The following is a 15,176-nucleotide window of genomic DNA, read 5'->3' as shown; positions in this document are numbered from 1 at the left end:
GTGTTATAAAACATGATACTTGTTTTTTCAATCCACAAACCAGATTTTACCTAAGGTTACGGTCGATACTGCTTAGTTTTGCAACATCAAATCAATCGAATTAATGCTATGATGGAACAGACTAATAATTCAACCGAGACTTTATTCGCTTCTTTTCAAGCGGGAAATATGGCAGCTTTTTCTCAACTGTATGATTCGCATATCAACATCCTTTTTAATTACGGGTTGAAGCTGACTATTGATAAAGAGTTACTTCAAGATTGCATCCATGATGTTTTCGTGAAACTCTATACTAAAAGAAACGAATTAGGCGCTATTGATAATGTAAGGTCATACTTGTTCATCTCATTAAAAAATAAACTTTGCGATGAACTTCGCAAACGCATGTATATGTCTGATACCTCTATAGAAGAGGTGAATCTACCGACTCCTACAGATATAGAAGAGGATTATATGGAAAATGAGCAACGTAAGAACGAGTTTTCATTGGTAAGGCGTTTACTAAACCAATTATCACCCCGCCAGCGCGAAGCACTTACCTTATATTATATAGAAGAAAAGAAATATGAAGATATCTGTGAGATTATGAACATGAATTATCAGTCTGTACGCAACTTGATGCATCGCGGACTGTCCAAGCTACGCACATTGGCAAGTTAATATTAGTAAAAAGGTTATTTTGTTGAGTACATATACAAGAGAATGCCGTCCTATTTATGTAAACGCTTAAAAAAGGATGCGATATGTACTCTAAGGTAAAGGATTTTTTGACGGACGATGATTTCATCAACTATGTGCTGGGTGTAACTCCACAATTAGCTTCCCAATGGGAATGCTATTTCAAGAAGCATCCGGAAGAGATGGCAGATGCAGAAGAAGCTAAAGCTATATTATTAGCCCCGGCAGACGTTGCCTGCGATTTTTCAATAGTTGAAAATAAGATATTGAAAGATAGGATTATTAGTAGTATAAAAGAGTTTTCGGATATTTTGTAGTTAGGTTAGATAAAGTTAGTTAGGTTAGTTAAGGCATGAAAAGATTGACGCAGTCTTTCATAGCAGCTCATTGGTGGGCTCTATGAAAGACTGCGCTTTTTGTTCCCGAATATTTTGTGAGAAAATATTCAGAGATAAGGCTTGCTCCTAGAACTCTTTTTTGTACTTTTGCGCCCGATTAAAAAATATCACATTCATGAAGACAAGCGAATCTTTATTATCCATAGGTAAGTTTATTGCAGAATATTCAGCCCATTTAATGGGGGCGGGAGTACATACCTCACGAGTCGTACGTAATTCCAAACGTATCGGAGAAGCTTTTGGCTTAGATGTCAAATTAGGTGTATTTCATAAAAATATCATTCTTACAATTATAGACAAGGAAACAAACGAAGCCTGTAATGAGGTTATAGATATTCCTGCTCATCCTATCAGTTTCGAGCATAATTCAGAGCTAAGTGCGTTAAGCTGGGAAGCAGTAGACAATCATCTCTCGTTGGAAGAACTGACGGAGAAATACAGGAAAATTGTTTCCGCTCCGATGATACATCCTCTTTTTGTGTTATTATTGGTAGGCTTTGCCAATGCTTCTTTCTGCAAACTGTTCGGAGGCGACTTGATTTCTATGGGGATTGTCTTCTCAGCCACCATTACAGGATTTTATCTGAAACAGCAGATGCAGAAAAAGAAAATGAACCACTATATTGTATTTATAGTCTCGGCTTTCGTCGCATCCCTATGTGCTTCCACAGCTCTGATTTTTGATACGACCTCTGAAATCGCGATGGCAACCAGTGTACTTTATCTCGTACCTGGTGTTCCCCTGATTAATGGCGTGATTGATGTAGTCGAAGGATATGTCCTGACAGGATTTGCCCGTTTGACGGAAGCGTCTTTACTGATTGTCAGCATCGCTATCGGACTTTCCTTCACATTATTAATGGTAAAAAACAGTTTAATTTAATATGATAGCACTTGACATTCTTACTGACGGATTTTTTGCAGCAGTAGCAGGTATAGGATTTGGTGCGATTTCCGACCCGCCTTTGCGTGCATTCAAAATGATTGCCATATTGGCGGCATTGGGACACGCCTGCCGTTTTTGTTTGATGACTTATTTAGGGGTAGATATTGCTACCGCTTCCTTGTTTGCCGGACTGGTAATCGGTTTCGGTAGTTTATGGTTAGGGAAAAGCGTCTATTGTCCGATGACAGTTCTTTATATTCCCGCGTTGCTTCCGATGATTCCGGGCAAGTTTGCCTATAACATGGTATTCTCATTGATTATGTGTTTACAGAATATGAATGACCCGGAGCAACTGGATAAATTCATGGGTATGTTTTTCTCCAATACTTTGATAGCCAGCACTGTTATATTTATGTTGGCGGTAGGAGCCACATTCCCTATGTTCCTGTTTCCACACCGGGCTTTTTCTTTAACAAGACATTAATTAAACTACTTTTATGGAGATTTTTTGGAGAACAATCGCATATTATAATTCAGCTACCTGGATTTTGCAGATAGTTATTATTCTTATTGGTATCGCGCTGACGGCATTACTTATCAGCAAACCGCGTCCATGGGTAAAGATGGCTATGAAGTTTTATATGATAGGACTTTATGGATGGATTTCTATCATTTACTATTATATCTATTGCGAGGAACGCAGTTATAATGGAGTGATGGCAATGTTTTGGGGAGTCATGGCTATTATCTGGATATGGGACGCGATTACAGGATATACGACTTTTGAACGTACTCATAAATATGATATATTATCCTATATCCTGTTGGCAATGCCTTTCATATATCCTTTGGTATCACTGGCACGCGGACTTTCTTTCCCGGAAATGACTTCTCCGGTAATGCCTTGCTCTGTGGTGGTATTTACTATCGGATTGTTATTGCTGTTTGCCCACAAGGTCAATATGTTTTTGGTGCTTTTCCTTTGCCATTGGTCATTGATAGGATTGTCCAAGACTTATTTCTTCCAAATTCCCGAAGATTTTCTGTTGGCAAGCGCAACAATTCCGGGACTGTACCTCTTCTTCCGAGAATATTTCCTGAATAATCTGCATGCCGATACGAAGCCGAAAGCGAAATATATTAATTGGCTGTTGATTACTGTCTGTGTCGGACTGGCTATATTATTGACTACAACGATGTTTTTGGAATTAGTTCCAAAGAAATAAATTAGGCATGATTAGTAAAGCTATTTTGTAATTAGTTTCAACCCCATTTGAAACACTTTGTTTCTCGGTGTGAAACGAACTGTTTCATTGCTTGAAACGAAGTGTTTCACATCAAGAAACAAAGTGTTTCACTAAGAGGAACAGTTTTAGAAACTAACCGTATACAGGTGAAGTTGTAGTTCTTTACCCGCAAACCCCTTATTCATCGGAGAAACAAGAAAATAGTGGAGAGGAATACAGCAAGATTGAGAATGAATATCCAGTGGGAAAATGTATTCGATTCATGTAAAGATTCAATCATATTTCAAAACTGTGTAATCCGTGCCTAAATCATTATTTTATAGCGTAAAATATCCGAAGGGCATACTGTATTACCGCATCGGGCAACCATCTTTTGCTTTTTGCAAACAAGACTTGCACCAACGGTCCTACTTTAGTTCGGAAAGGCGGATTTTTGCAAACCACAATTTTACAAATTGTAGCAGCCAGCTTCCGTGGGTGGCATCCATTGCGCTCTTCTTTTTCTATAATCTTCAGCGATTTCAGGAAACTTTCTCCGTAATCAGCATCCAGTCTTGTTAGTTCGGAAATATTCCGGTTATCCGTAAATCCGGTATTAAAATCTCCTGGCTCTACCAAACATACTTTAATATTAAACGGATGCACTTCTAAGGCTAAAGCTTCACTATAACCTTCCACTGCAAACTTTGAAGCCGAATAAAATCCCTGATAAGGGATACCCATCACCCCGCCGATAGAACTGATATTGATAATCTTTCCTGTCCGTGCCTTGCGCATGAAAGGTAGTACTTCCCTGCACATATTCACTACGCCGAAGAAATTGGTATTCATCTGTCTGTTCACCTCATCTTCTGTAGCAAGCTCCAACGCACCACCGATACCTATACCGGCATTATTTATCAATACATCTATTCGTCCCTGTTCCGATATTATCTGTTCTACCGCCTGACGGATGGAAAGAGGACTGGTGACATCGACAACAAGCATTTTTACATTATTCATATTTTCGGAAAGCTTCCGGCTTGTTCCGTAAACGATGTGCCCTTGTTCCGATAACATTTGAGCTGTAAACTTTCCAAAACCGGAAGATGCTCCGGTGATAAGTATGACTTGTGATTGCATATTTTTCTATTTGCGAACGTGATATGACCGGCAATGATTACTTCTTTAGTATTGTTGTCAGTTCTTCTCGCCAGTCTGCGCCATTCTCCGGTTGGAAAGTCTCGAATCCAAGTTTCTTGCCTATCTGAATATTAGAAGCACCATCGTCGACAAATAGAGTTTCGGAAGGGATAATATTACAATCTTTTATCATAAAATCGAAGATTTCAGGTACAGGTTTTGTATGTCCCAACTGGTAGGATAAATATAAGTTGTCGCAATAATCATTCAATGGCATTTTCCTTGAAGAAAAATCCGGGCTGCATGCCCATGACATGACAAAAGGATTGGTATTACTAAGAATATATACATGATAGGACTTTCGTAATTCCAAAATATAATCAAGCTTGCGCAAATCTACTTCGTTGAAGAATCCCAGCCATGCTTGCTTCGTTTCTTCCATAGTAAGTTCGCGTCCACATAAACTTCCCAATTGCTTTCTGAATTCATCCGCACTAAGTTTCCCTTCTTCCAATTCTTGAAAGATTCCGGTTTGGTGATATTTATCCAAACGGGTATCCGCATCCGCCAATCCCAGTTCGATAAATGCCTGAACAGCTTTATCCCGGTCGATATCTACAATAACCCCACCAAAGTCAAATACAATATTCTTAATCATGATATATAATTTATGTTTGCTACAAAGATACGGCTTATCTTCCTAATTAACTATTCTCAATGACTTGATATTTGTCAAAAAAGTATAGACTAATGGAAACATAAATACTAATTATTTTTATATTTGCAAATCCAATCATTTGTATGCAATATGCAAAGTAAAAGTAGAGTTATGGGTAATTTTCGAATTTTATTGTATGTATTTGTCCTTTCTCTGGCTGCCTGTCATCCTGAGGGAACTAATGTGAAACAAGGATTAAACAAAGCAGCTCAATTAATAGAACAAGACCCGGACACAGCATCCATTATCCTTGAGACTATTCAAATGAACCAAATGAATGAAGCGCAGCTTGCAGAGTATAATCTGCTATGCACTCAATTCAACGAAGATAAAAATATTCCTCATTCTTCTGATAACCAAATCCGTCAAGCCGTATCTTATTACGAACAATACGGGAATGAATATCAGAAATCGAAAGCCTATTATTATCTGGCATGTGTAGAAAGTGACTTGAATAAGGAGAAAGATGCCGAGATTCATTTTAAAAAAGCAATAAAACTTGCCGCACAAACAGAAGAATATGAACAGATGACTAAGATTTGCAAGAGATGCAGCCTTTATTATCAGAAATATGGCAACTTTGATGAAGCACTGGAAATGGAAAGAAAAGCATATGCCAGCCAATTGATGCTAATTGACAGTAAGGACCGTTCTACCGTAATTCTGTCTTCTGCCTTAGGATTATTCGGAGTCATGTCCCTCTTGCTCGGATTACTTTGGAAGAAACATCTGTCTGTACATTCGCAATTGGATACCTTTAAGGAAGAAATGCAGAAGAAAGGTATCGAATCAGACAAGTTGGCACTACAATGTAACTATCTTGAAGAAAAATATCAATCTCTGCAACAACATATCTATGAAGATTCTCCGGTTGTCACAAAAGTCCGTCAATTGAAAGAACGGACAGCCTTATCTTCCAAAACATCTTCCTTTTCCGAAAAAGACTGGACAGAATTATTACGACTTCAAGAAAGCGTTTACGGGTTTGTATCCAAATTGAAAGAGTTAAGTCCCAAACTTACCGAAGAAGATTTAAGAGTATGCGCGTTTTTAAGAGAAGGGGTTCAGCCTGCTTGCTTTGCGGATTTAATGAAACTGAGTGTTGAAACTCTGACCCGAAGAATTTCCAGAATAAAAACAGAAAAACTGATGCTGGTAAACTCCAAAGAATCACTGGAAGATATTGTAAAATCTTTGTAGTCTGCATTTGTCCGTTAAGACTAATGATGTATATTTGAATATCAGCAGCTTACGGGTATTTATCGTCCGTATCCGTCCGGCAAAAAACGTCTTTTTCACATCTCTGTCCTATAACTTTGCAAACAAAAAGTTATAGAACAATGAGCAACTTATTATTTAAGAAATGGAATGATTTTAGTGGGTGGATTGTCTTTCTGATAGCAGCTTTTGTATATGGAATGACAATTGAGCCTACTGCCAGTTTTTGGGATTGTCCCGAATTTATTTCGTGTGCGGAGAAGTTACAAGTAGGGCATCCGCCGGGTGCACCTTTTTATATGCTTGTCGGAAACCTGTTCACTCAATTTGCTTCTGATGCTTCGCAGGTGTCTTGGCTGGTTAATTTTTTGAATGCATTGTTGAGCGCCGGTTGCATCCTGTTTCTTTTTTGGAGTATCACACGATTAGTAAGGTCTTTGATTATAAATAATGAACAGGACTTATCGGCAACAGATGTCATCATCATCCTGGGTTCGGGATTTGTCGGAGCTTTGGCATATACATTCAGTGACACATTCTGGTTCAGTGCGGTAGAAGGAGAGGTCTATGCTTTCTCTTCTTTTCTTACGGCACTCGTGTTCTGGATGATTCTTCGCTGGCAGGATGAATCGGATTCGGTATATAGTGACCGATGGCTTATCCTGATAGCTTATATTATCGGACTTTCTATCGGAGTGCATTTGCTTAATCTGCTCTGTATTCCGGCTATTGTCCTGGTTTTCTATTATCAGAAATATCGGGTAATATCCCTTAAAGGAGTAATTGCCACAATTGCCATATCGGGGCTTCTTATTGTATTCATCCTCTTTATTTATATTCCGGGCATGGCTGATATGGGAGGGTGGTTCGAACTACTTTTTATCAACGTATTCGGTTTTCCTTTCCACACAGGATTACTCATCTTTTTAGCTTTGACATTCTTTGTGCTGACAGGAGCCATCTATCGTTTCCGAAAGCGTATAGTACATACCTCATTATGGTGTTTGCTCATGCTTACCGTAGGCTATACCACCTATGCGGTAATACTGATTCGTGCCAACGCCAATACTCCGCTTAATGAGAATGCACCAGACAATATTTTTACGCTCAAAAGTTATCTCAATCGCGAACAATATGAAAGCGCTCCTCTGCTTTATGGAAAAACTTATGCTTCCGAACCGGAATATGTGGCCGAAGGTGACTATTACAGAGTAAAAACGACCAAAGGGAGTGCCGTATATCGCCCGGATAAAGAAGAAGGCAAATATAAAATAATCCGGTATAAAGAAGATGTATGTTATACCCAGAATATGTTGTTTCCCCGTATGTGGAATGAACGTATGGCTTCTTCCTACAAAAATTGGACAGAAGGAAGCGATGTTGCTCCTACACAAAAAGAAAACTTGACTTATTTCATTACTTATCAACTTAATTATATGTATTGGCGTTATTTCTTATGGAATTTTGTAGGACGGCAAAATGATGTGCAGGGGAGTGGCGAACCGGAACACGGGAACTGGATAACGGGAATTACCTGGCTGGATAATTTAAGATTAGGAGACCAAAGCTTGTTGCCGGAATCCCTACGTCAGAACAAAGGACACAATGTATTCTACGGGTTGCCCTTATTATTAGGACTATTCGGAATCTATTGGCAATGGAACCGCAGCAAGAAAGGTAAACAACAGTTTAGTGTACTGTTCTTCCTTTTCTTTATGACAGGGCTGGCTATTGTGCTTTACCTGAACCAAACTCCCGGTCAGCCACGCGAACGGGACTATGCATATGCCGGTTCGTTCTATGCTTTTGCTATTTGGATAGGAATAGGGGCGGCAGGATTATGTGACGCACTTCGCCGGAAAACAACTTCGACAGTGCATGTTGGTGCATTAATGACGATTTGTTTATTGGTTCCGATACAAATGGCAAGCCAGACTTGGGATGACCATGACCGGAGCGCCCGTTTTACCTGTCGTGATTTTGGTGCAAACTATCTGATGACTCTTCCTGATAAAGGAAATCCTATTATCTTTTGTAACGGAGACAACGATACTTTCCCACTCTGGTATAATCAGGACACGGAAGAAGTACGCAGGGACGCACGTGTCTGCAACCTGAGTTATGCGCAGACCGACTGGTATATTTATCAGCAACAATGTCCGCTATATGACGCTCCCGGACTGCCCGTAAATTGGAGTAAGAACCAATATCAGGAAGGCAAAAACGAATATGTAGCCGTACGTCCGGAACTGAAAAAACAAATAGAAGAACTGTACCGGAAACATCCGGAAGAAGCCCGTGACAGTTTCGGAGAAGACCCGTTTGAAGTGAAAAACATCTTGAAATATTGGGCATTCTCAGAGAAAGAAGAATTTCATGTAATCCCTACGGATACGATAAATATCCGTATTGACAAAGAGGCAGTACTCCGTTCGGGAATCATGCTTCCCAAAGCAATCCGTCATCTGAAAGGAGAAGAACTGAAAGAGGCGATACCGGATAAACTTTGTATCCCTTTAAAAGATGTACGTATGCTGACTAAAGTCGATTTACTCATGCTGGAAATGCTTGCCAACTGTAATTGGGAACGTCCGCTTTACCTTGCAATCTCCGTGGGGAGTATCAGCAAACTGAAGTTTGACGACTACTTCGTACAGGAAGGATTAGCGTTCCGCTTTACTCCTTTTGACTATAAGAAGTGGGGAGATGCCGGTGAGAACAGGCCATATGCAGTAGATGTGGAGAGACTGTATGACAATGTAATGAACAGATATAAATATGGCGGGCTGGATACTCCGGGACTTTATCTAGATGAAACAACCTTACGTACATGTTGGTATCATCGCAGACTTTTCGCGCAACTTGCCAAAGAACTGATAGCACAAGGAGACAAAGTGCGTGCAAAGAAAGTACTCGCCTACGCGGAACAGGCTATTCCGGCATATAATGTGCCCGAAACACATGAAAGCGGCTCTTATGAGATAGCAACAGCCTATGCCGCATTAGGTGAAAAGATGAAAGCGATACCTCTGACAGAACATCTGATAGCCGAAGCGGAAGATTATATTAACTGGGCTTTTTCATTAAGAGGAAACCGCATAGAAATGGTTCGCAATGATTGCCTCTATAAATTCTGGCAATGGAATCAATATAATGAACTCTTGAAGAAGATAGACAAAGAGAAATATAAAGAAAGCAACCAACGGCTTGAAGATAAATACGCACTATTTGCTCCAACCATGAATTACAAAAACTAAAACGAAAGAAAAATATGAAATCAAAGATGATGAAACAGAAAGAGACAGAAACAGTATTTAGCAGAGGAAATTACATGATTCTGCTAATCGGTTCGGCAGTGATTATAGCAGGCTATCTGCTTATGAGCGGCGAGGGGAGTACCCCTGCCGCCTACAATCCTGACATATTCAGCGGATTGCGTATAAAGGTAGCTCCCATAGTCTGTCTGGCAGGATATTTGATGAATATATTCGGTATCCTGTACCGCTCCAAGCGGAGTTGATTATTTCAATGTTTTCCATGCGTACATCATCACCACAATGAATGAAAGTAACGGAACAATGAATGAGAAAGACATTGAACTCTGGTCTGCTACATATCCCATTACTAAGGGGCCGACAGCCCCTCCAATGGGAGACATCATCAAATAGGAAGATGCACGCTTGGTATGATTCCCCAGTCCCCGCAATGAAAGTGCAAAAATAGTAGGGAACATGATTGCCTCGAAAGCGTAACCCAAGAAAAGAGCTATCAGTGATATAATTCCCAGATTCAGTACTATCAAGGAACTTGTTACGACCGTGCCGACAGCACAAAAGAACAATACTTTCTCCGCCCGTATCTTCCGCATCACCCAGCTACCTGCAAATCGTCCGCACATAAACAATCCCAGTCCACCAAACGAAAGAACCACGGAAGCATCACGGGCATTCATCCAGCCGTCATCTACCACGTAATTAATAAAGAAACTATTAATAGAGATTTCCGCAATTTCATAACAGAATAAAGCCGCGATACCGAAAATGAAAAGCTTATGCGACCATAACCCACGCGCTTGTCCTTGATTATCTATATCTTCTTCATGGACAATCTCCGGCAGACGGACTTTAGAAAAGACCAAAGCGACTGCCAGGACAAGAATTCCCATTAATGTATATGGTAATGAGATATTCGAATTCCCTTCTTCCGAGAACAATAATAAACCGCCTACAAGCGGCCCGCAGATACAGCCTAATCCGTTAAATGATTGTGCAAGGTTTAATCGGCTGGCGGCAGTTTCCCGTTCACCCAATTCCGTCATATAAGGATTGGCGGCTGTCTCCAAAAATACCAGACCACAAGCAATGACAGACAGGGAGAAAAGGAAGAATTGAAACGACATCCAGTATTCGCCGGGAATAAAAAGCAGCGAACCGACACCATAGAGCAACAACCCGAATACTACTCCTTTACGATAGCCATATTTATTGATAAACAGCCCGGCAGGAATAGCCATGACGAAATATCCTGAATAAAACATAACTTGCACCCATGCCGAATGAGCACGGCTTATATTCATCACATCTTGGAAATGCTTGTTCAACACATCTAAAATAGCATGTGCAAATCCCCATAGAAAGAAAAGGGAAGTGACCAGAATAAAAGGAATCTGATATTCCTTCTTAACCAATTTCTGCATAGTGAGTTTATTAAAAAAAGCGTTTTTTGCTTCTGGGGCACAAAGATAGGCAAAATGACGATATGATGTTCATATCAGGAGTATCAACAGACGATTTTATGTTAAAAAGATGAGAATCTGTAATTTTGGTATAACATTCGGTAACGTGTATAGTTAATAATTGAATCTATCTTCCTAAATTTGCACCGGTAAAGGAATCAACTTAAAACTATTATAAATAGATAAATAATAAATTTATGCTGCGTACTATCAGACTTACGGCCGCCATTGTGTGCTATACGCTTATAACCCTGCTGTTTCTTGATTTTACAGGGACATTGCACGCATGGTTCGGATGGTTGGCGAAAATTCAGTTTTTGCCGGCTTTATTAGCCTTGAATATAGGTGTCGTACTATTTCTTATTGGGCTTACATTTCTTTTTGGGCGTGTATATTGCTCGGTTATTTGTCCGCTAGGAGTATTTCAGGATATTATTTCCTGGATATCGGGAAAGCAAAAAAAGAACCGGTTCCGCTATTCACCGGCAAAGAAATGGTTGCGATATAGTGTTTTAGGAGTATTCATCGTTATGATGGTTGCAGGGGTGAATTCTCTGGCTATTCTGATAGCACCTTATAGTGCATATGGGCGGATAGCTTCCAGCCTCTTTGCACCGGTTTGGCAATTGGGAAATAACCTGTTGGCATATTTTGCCGAGCGAATGAACAGTTACGCCTTTTATGAAGTAGATGTATGGATAAAAGGCCTCTCTACACTGATTATTGCTGTAGTCACTTTTACAGTCCTTGGCATTTTAGCATGGCGTAACGGTCGTACATACTGCAATACGATTTGTCCTGTAGGCACTGTGTTGGGATTCATTTCCAACTATGCGATATTCAAGCCGGTGATTGATATTTCCAAGTGCAATGGTTGTGGTTTGTGCGCCCGCAACTGCAAAGCATCATGCATCAATCCGAAAGCTCATGAAATTGATTACAGTCGATGTGTAGCTTGCATGGATTGTTTGGATAAATGTAAACGTGGAGCTATCAAATACACCAAAAGGACTTCTCCGAAAAATGTATCTGCAACAGAAGCAATCAAGACACAGCCCGTTACTGCTGAACAGGTAGATAACGCCCGCCGTAGTTTCCTTTCAGTATCGGCAATCTTTGCAACAGCTTCTGTCTTGAAAGCCCAGGAAAAGAAAGTGGATGGTGGATTAGCGACCATTGAAGACAAGAAGATTCCTGAAAGGGAAAACCCGATTTATCCGCCCGGCGCACTGAGTGCCCGTAATTTTGCCCAACATTGCACTGCTTGCCAGTTGTGTGTTTCTGTATGCCCTAATCAAGTACTACGTCCTTCTGATAATCTGATGACTCTGATGCAGCCTGAAATGTCATACGAACGTGGATATTGCCGTCCCGAATGTACTAAATGTTCGGAAGTTTGTCCAGCCGGTGCCATTCATCCGATTACTACGGCAGACAAGTCGGCAACCCAGATAGGGCATGCCGTATGGATAAAAGAGAATTGCGTACCATTGACAGATGGCATGGCGTGCGGTAACTGTGCCCGCCACTGTCCTACAGGAGCCATTCAAATGGTGGCTTCCGACCCCGAAAAGCCGGAATCACTCAAGATTCCGATAGTGAACGTAGAAAAATGTATCGGTTGCGGAGCTTGTGAGAACCTTTGCCCGTCCCGTCCGTTTAGTGCTATTTACGTGACCGGACATCAGATGCACCGAGTTATTTGATTTAATAAATCAGTATAAGATTATGGAAAAAAAGAATAAGAAAGACATAAACAGAAGAGATTTTATTAAAATCGTAGGTATTAGCGCAGCCACGTCTACAGCCCTGCTATACGGATGCTCTTCAAAAAACAACTCAGCCTCGGGCAGTGCCACGGGAGAAAGAGAGATTCCTACGGATAAGATGACTTACCGGACATCTCCGACTACGGGCGACCGCGTTTCACTTTTAGGATACGGCTGTATGCGTTGGCCGTTAAAACCTGCCCCGGATGGCAACGGTGAAGTTATCGACCAGGATGCTGTAAATGGATTGGTAGATTATGCCATTGCTCATGGGGTGAACTATTTCGATACATCTCCCGCTTATGTACAAGGCTTTTCCGAAAGAGCAACGGGTATTGCATTGAGTCGCCATCCCCGCGATAAATACTTCATTGCAACCAAATTATCAAACTTTGCCCCGGACACATGGTCGCGTGAAGCATCACTCCGAATGTATCATAAATCATTTACCGAACTTCAGGTTGATTATATCGACTACATGTTACTTCATGGCATTGGCATGGGTGGTATGGATGCTCTCAAAGGGCGATACTTGGATAACGGCATGCTGGACTTCTTGATAAAAGAACGTGAAGCAGGGCGTATTCGCAATCTCGGATTTTCTTATCATGGAGATATTGAAGTATATGATTATCTGCTTTCACGGCATGACGAAATCAAATGGGACTTCGTGCAGATACAGCTCAACTATGTAGACTGGAAGCATGCGAAAGCAACTAACGCCCGAAATACCGACGCCGAATACCTGTATAGTGAACTGCACAAGAGAGGGATTCCGTCTATCATTATGGAACCACTTCTAGGTGGACGTTTGTCTAAGTTGAATGACAACTTGGTGGCACGTCTCAAGCAACGCCGTCCCGAAAACAGTGTCGCTTCCTGGGCGTTCCGTTTTGCCGGCTCATTCCCGGATATACTGACTGTATTAAGCGGCATGACTTATATGGAACATCTGCAGGATAATCTCCGTACTTATTCTCCGTTGGAACCGCTGACGGATGAAGAAATGGAGTTCCTCGAAGAGACGGCACAGTTAATGCTGAAATATCCTACCATTCCCTGCAATGACTGCAAGTATTGTATGCCTTGCCCGTACGGACTGGATATTCCGGCTGTTCTCCTGCATTATAACCGTTGCGTCAACGAAGGTAATGTGCCTAAGAACGGACAGGATGAAAACTACGCCAAAGCCCGTCGCGCATTTCTCGTCGGTTATGACCGCAGCGTGCCGAAACTTCGTCAGGCAAGCCATTGCATAGGATGCAACCAATGTGTGGCGCATTGCCCGCAAAACATAGATATACCCAAAGAGTTGCATAGGATAGACCAATTTGTCGAACAACTGAAACAAGGAACTTTATAATGGAGGAATTAATCAACTTATTACATAGCGGAGGATATTCCTGCGTGATTGCCAATAAAGGAAAGGTACGTACTTTTACCCAACGCGGGGTGGCCGACTTATATGATTTGCTGACTCAAGAACCAGAGTTCCTGAAAGGAGCTGTGATTGCCGATAAGGTTGTCGGAAAAGGGGCTGCCGCTCTGATGATTTCAGGTGGTATAAAAAAGCTCTACACGGATATTATCAGTTCGAAAGCTATGGACTTGTTTCGAACATCGGATGTAAAAGTCGGCTTCGGTCAGGAAGTTCCTTTCATCTGGAACCGCGACCATACGGGGTGGTGTCCCGTAGAAACCATGTGCAGTGAAGAGAAATCGGCTGAAGCAATTTTACCGTTGATTCGTGATTTTCTTGAGAAAATCAGAAGCAGGAAGTAAAAGTAAATTTGAACTTTTAACTAATAAAATGAATATGGAATCAACTACTGTAAAACTCTATTCGCTGAACTACAACAATGTAAATACCTATTTGGCAGCCTCGTTATTTGTCATTGGTAATATGCTTTTTCCCCAACTCTTTCATTTCATTCCACAAGGAGGAATAACTTGGCAGCCAATCTATTTCTTTACGCTAATCGGTGCGTATAAATATGGTTGGAAAGTAGGACTGCTGACTGCTATCCTTTCGCCCGTTATAAACTGTGTACTCTTTGGAATGCCAATACTGTCCGCATTGCCTGCCATCTTATTGAAATCCGTATTGCTGGCTGTTGCTGCCGGATGGACTGCACGACATTCAGGACATATTTCCATCCCTCTTCTGGCAGGTGTAGTACTCACATACCAAGGCATAGGAACATTAGGGGAATGGGCTTACAGCAGCAACTTCTATAAGGCCATTCAGGATTTCCGTATCGGTATTCCCGGGATGTGTCTGCAAGTATTCGGTGGTTATTTATTCATTAAATACCTGATTCGCAAATAATAATATAACGTCAGTTCGATATAAGTCTGATTAAGTAAAAAGAGTCTGATATCGGTTAATGCCAGACTCTTTTTTG

Annotated in this window: 15 protein-coding genes; 12 read left to right on the top strand and 3 right to left on the bottom strand. The window is 41.0% G+C overall.

Annotated elements, in window-relative coordinates; genetic code table 11:
- The first annotated feature begins 108 nt into the window (after positions 1-108).
- The 5 genes from CLIN57ABFB40_RS06795 to CLIN57ABFB40_RS06775 all read left to right on the top strand — a co-directional run bounded on the left by CLIN57ABFB40_RS06795 (position 109) and on the right by CLIN57ABFB40_RS06775 (position 3,188).
- On the top strand, positions 109-660 hold the full coding sequence (locus CLIN57ABFB40_RS06795) for an RNA polymerase sigma factor (protein ID WP_175629439.1): 552 nt from the start codon (positions 109-111) through the stop codon (positions 658-660).
- An 83-nt stretch (positions 661-743) separates the two neighbouring features.
- Positions 744-995, top strand: coding sequence for a hypothetical protein (locus tag CLIN57ABFB40_RS06790; RefSeq protein ID WP_175629438.1), 252 nt, complete (start codon positions 744-746; stop codon positions 993-995).
- Positions 996-1,191: 196 nt separating this feature from the next.
- Positions 1,192-1,959, top strand: coding sequence for a threonine/serine exporter family protein (locus CLIN57ABFB40_RS06785; protein ID WP_175629437.1), 768 nt, complete (start codon positions 1,192-1,194; stop codon positions 1,957-1,959).
- Between the two features lies 1 nt (position 1,960).
- Positions 1,961-2,446, top strand: coding sequence for a threonine/serine exporter family protein (locus tag CLIN57ABFB40_RS06780; RefSeq protein ID WP_175629436.1), 486 nt, complete (start codon positions 1,961-1,963; stop codon positions 2,444-2,446).
- 13 nt (positions 2,447-2,459) lie between these two features.
- Positions 2,460-3,188: a DUF6064 family protein gene (locus CLIN57ABFB40_RS06775; protein ID WP_175629435.1), complete on the top strand. Its 729-nt coding sequence runs from the start codon at positions 2,460-2,462 to the stop codon at positions 3,186-3,188.
- Positions 3,189-3,521: 333 nt separating this feature from the next.
- Here CLIN57ABFB40_RS06775 and CLIN57ABFB40_RS06770 read toward each other — a convergent pair whose 3' ends face one another.
- Positions 3,522-4,331 carry an SDR family oxidoreductase gene (locus CLIN57ABFB40_RS06770; protein ID WP_175629434.1) on the bottom strand — a complete coding sequence of 270 codons (810 nt, stop codon included), beginning with the start codon at positions 4,329-4,331 and terminating at the stop codon, positions 3,522-3,524.
- A 37-nt stretch (positions 4,332-4,368) separates the two neighbouring features.
- On the bottom strand, positions 4,369-4,989 hold the full coding sequence (locus tag CLIN57ABFB40_RS06765; RefSeq protein ID WP_175629433.1) for an HAD family hydrolase: 621 nt from the start codon (positions 4,987-4,989) through the stop codon (positions 4,369-4,371).
- A 171-nt stretch (positions 4,990-5,160) separates the two neighbouring features.
- Between CLIN57ABFB40_RS06765 and CLIN57ABFB40_RS06760 the strand changes: the two genes are divergently transcribed.
- From CLIN57ABFB40_RS06760 to CLIN57ABFB40_RS06750, 3 genes are all read left to right on the top strand, one after another.
- Positions 5,161-6,249 carry a tetratricopeptide repeat protein gene (locus CLIN57ABFB40_RS06760; RefSeq protein WP_175629432.1) on the top strand — a complete coding sequence of 363 codons (1,089 nt, stop codon included), beginning with the start codon at positions 5,161-5,163 and terminating at the stop codon, positions 6,247-6,249.
- Positions 6,250-6,389: 140 nt separating this feature from the next.
- Positions 6,390-9,524, top strand: coding sequence for a protein O-mannosyl-transferase family (locus CLIN57ABFB40_RS06755; protein WP_175629431.1), 3,135 nt, complete (start codon positions 6,390-6,392; stop codon positions 9,522-9,524).
- Positions 9,525-9,538: 14 nt separating this feature from the next.
- On the top strand, positions 9,539-9,787 hold the full coding sequence (locus tag CLIN57ABFB40_RS06750) for a DUF3098 domain-containing protein (protein ID WP_175629430.1): 249 nt from the start codon (positions 9,539-9,541) through the stop codon (positions 9,785-9,787).
- Here the strand turns inward: CLIN57ABFB40_RS06750 and CLIN57ABFB40_RS06745 are convergent, their stop codons facing one another.
- On the bottom strand, positions 9,788-10,963 hold the full coding sequence (locus CLIN57ABFB40_RS06745) for a sugar MFS transporter (RefSeq protein WP_175629429.1): 1,176 nt from the start codon (positions 10,961-10,963) through the stop codon (positions 9,788-9,790).
- A 236-nt stretch (positions 10,964-11,199) separates the two neighbouring features.
- On the opposite strand from CLIN57ABFB40_RS06745, the gene CLIN57ABFB40_RS06740 reads away from it, so the two are divergent.
- The 4 genes from CLIN57ABFB40_RS06740 to CLIN57ABFB40_RS06725 are packed head-to-tail and all read left to right on the top strand — an operon-like array spanning position 11,200 to position 15,100.
- Positions 11,200-12,708, top strand: a complete 1,509-nt coding sequence (locus tag CLIN57ABFB40_RS06740) for a 4Fe-4S binding protein (protein ID WP_175629428.1) — start codon at positions 11,200-11,202, stop codon at positions 12,706-12,708.
- A 22-nt stretch (positions 12,709-12,730) separates the two neighbouring features.
- Entirely contained in the window at positions 12,731-14,134 is a 1,404-nt protein-coding gene (locus tag CLIN57ABFB40_RS06735; protein WP_175629427.1) for an aldo/keto reductase, read from the top strand.
- A complete protein-coding gene (locus CLIN57ABFB40_RS06730) occupies positions 14,134-14,553 on the top strand; it encodes a DUF1893 domain-containing protein (RefSeq protein ID WP_175629426.1) in 420 nt (139 codons plus the stop codon). The genes CLIN57ABFB40_RS06735 and CLIN57ABFB40_RS06730 overlap by 1 nt, the downstream gene beginning before the upstream one ends.
- A gap of 34 nt (positions 14,554-14,587) precedes the next feature.
- A complete protein-coding gene (locus tag CLIN57ABFB40_RS06725; protein ID WP_175629425.1) occupies positions 14,588-15,100 on the top strand; it encodes an ECF transporter S component in 513 nt (170 codons plus the stop codon).
- Positions 15,101-15,176: the final 76 nt, after the last annotated feature.

This window comes from Bacteroides acidifaciens, assembly GCF_903181435.1.
Lineage (GTDB): Bacteria > Bacteroidota > Bacteroidia > Bacteroidales > Bacteroidaceae > Bacteroides.
Note: the sequence above shows the minus strand (reverse complement) of the source record. Positions and strands in the feature narration are given on the sequence as shown.

Excerpts from the sequence above, each read along its gene's own strand:
- CLIN57ABFB40_RS06795 (WP_175629439.1), top strand. The coding sequence starts at position 109 with ATGATGGAACAGACTAATAATTCAACCGAGACTTTATTCGCTTCTTTT.
- CLIN57ABFB40_RS06790 (WP_175629438.1), top strand. The coding sequence starts at position 744 with ATGTACTCTAAGGTAAAGGATTTTTTGACGGACGATGATTTCATCAAC.
- CLIN57ABFB40_RS06785 (WP_175629437.1), top strand. The coding sequence starts at position 1,192 with ATGAAGACAAGCGAATCTTTATTATCCATAGGTAAGTTTATTGCAGAA.
- CLIN57ABFB40_RS06780 (WP_175629436.1), top strand. The coding sequence starts at position 1,961 with ATGATAGCACTTGACATTCTTACTGACGGATTTTTTGCAGCAGTAGCA.
- CLIN57ABFB40_RS06775 (WP_175629435.1), top strand. The coding sequence starts at position 2,460 with ATGGAGATTTTTTGGAGAACAATCGCATATTATAATTCAGCTACCTGG.
- CLIN57ABFB40_RS06770 (WP_175629434.1), bottom strand. The coding sequence starts at position 4,331 with ATGCAATCACAAGTCATACTTATCACCGGAGCATCTTCCGGTTTTGGA.
- CLIN57ABFB40_RS06765 (WP_175629433.1), bottom strand. The coding sequence starts at position 4,989 with ATGATTAAGAATATTGTATTTGACTTTGGTGGGGTTATTGTAGATATC.
- CLIN57ABFB40_RS06760 (WP_175629432.1), top strand. The coding sequence starts at position 5,161 with ATGGGTAATTTTCGAATTTTATTGTATGTATTTGTCCTTTCTCTGGCT.
- CLIN57ABFB40_RS06755 (WP_175629431.1), top strand. The coding sequence starts at position 6,390 with ATGAGCAACTTATTATTTAAGAAATGGAATGATTTTAGTGGGTGGATT.
- CLIN57ABFB40_RS06750 (WP_175629430.1), top strand. The coding sequence starts at position 9,539 with ATGAAATCAAAGATGATGAAACAGAAAGAGACAGAAACAGTATTTAGC.
- CLIN57ABFB40_RS06745 (WP_175629429.1), bottom strand. The coding sequence starts at position 10,963 with ATGCAGAAATTGGTTAAGAAGGAATATCAGATTCCTTTTATTCTGGTC.
- CLIN57ABFB40_RS06740 (WP_175629428.1), top strand. The coding sequence starts at position 11,200 with ATGCTGCGTACTATCAGACTTACGGCCGCCATTGTGTGCTATACGCTT.
- CLIN57ABFB40_RS06735 (WP_175629427.1), top strand. The coding sequence starts at position 12,731 with ATGGAAAAAAAGAATAAGAAAGACATAAACAGAAGAGATTTTATTAAA.
- CLIN57ABFB40_RS06730 (WP_175629426.1), top strand. The coding sequence starts at position 14,134 with ATGGAGGAATTAATCAACTTATTACATAGCGGAGGATATTCCTGCGTG.
- CLIN57ABFB40_RS06725 (WP_175629425.1), top strand. The coding sequence starts at position 14,588 with ATGGAATCAACTACTGTAAAACTCTATTCGCTGAACTACAACAATGTA.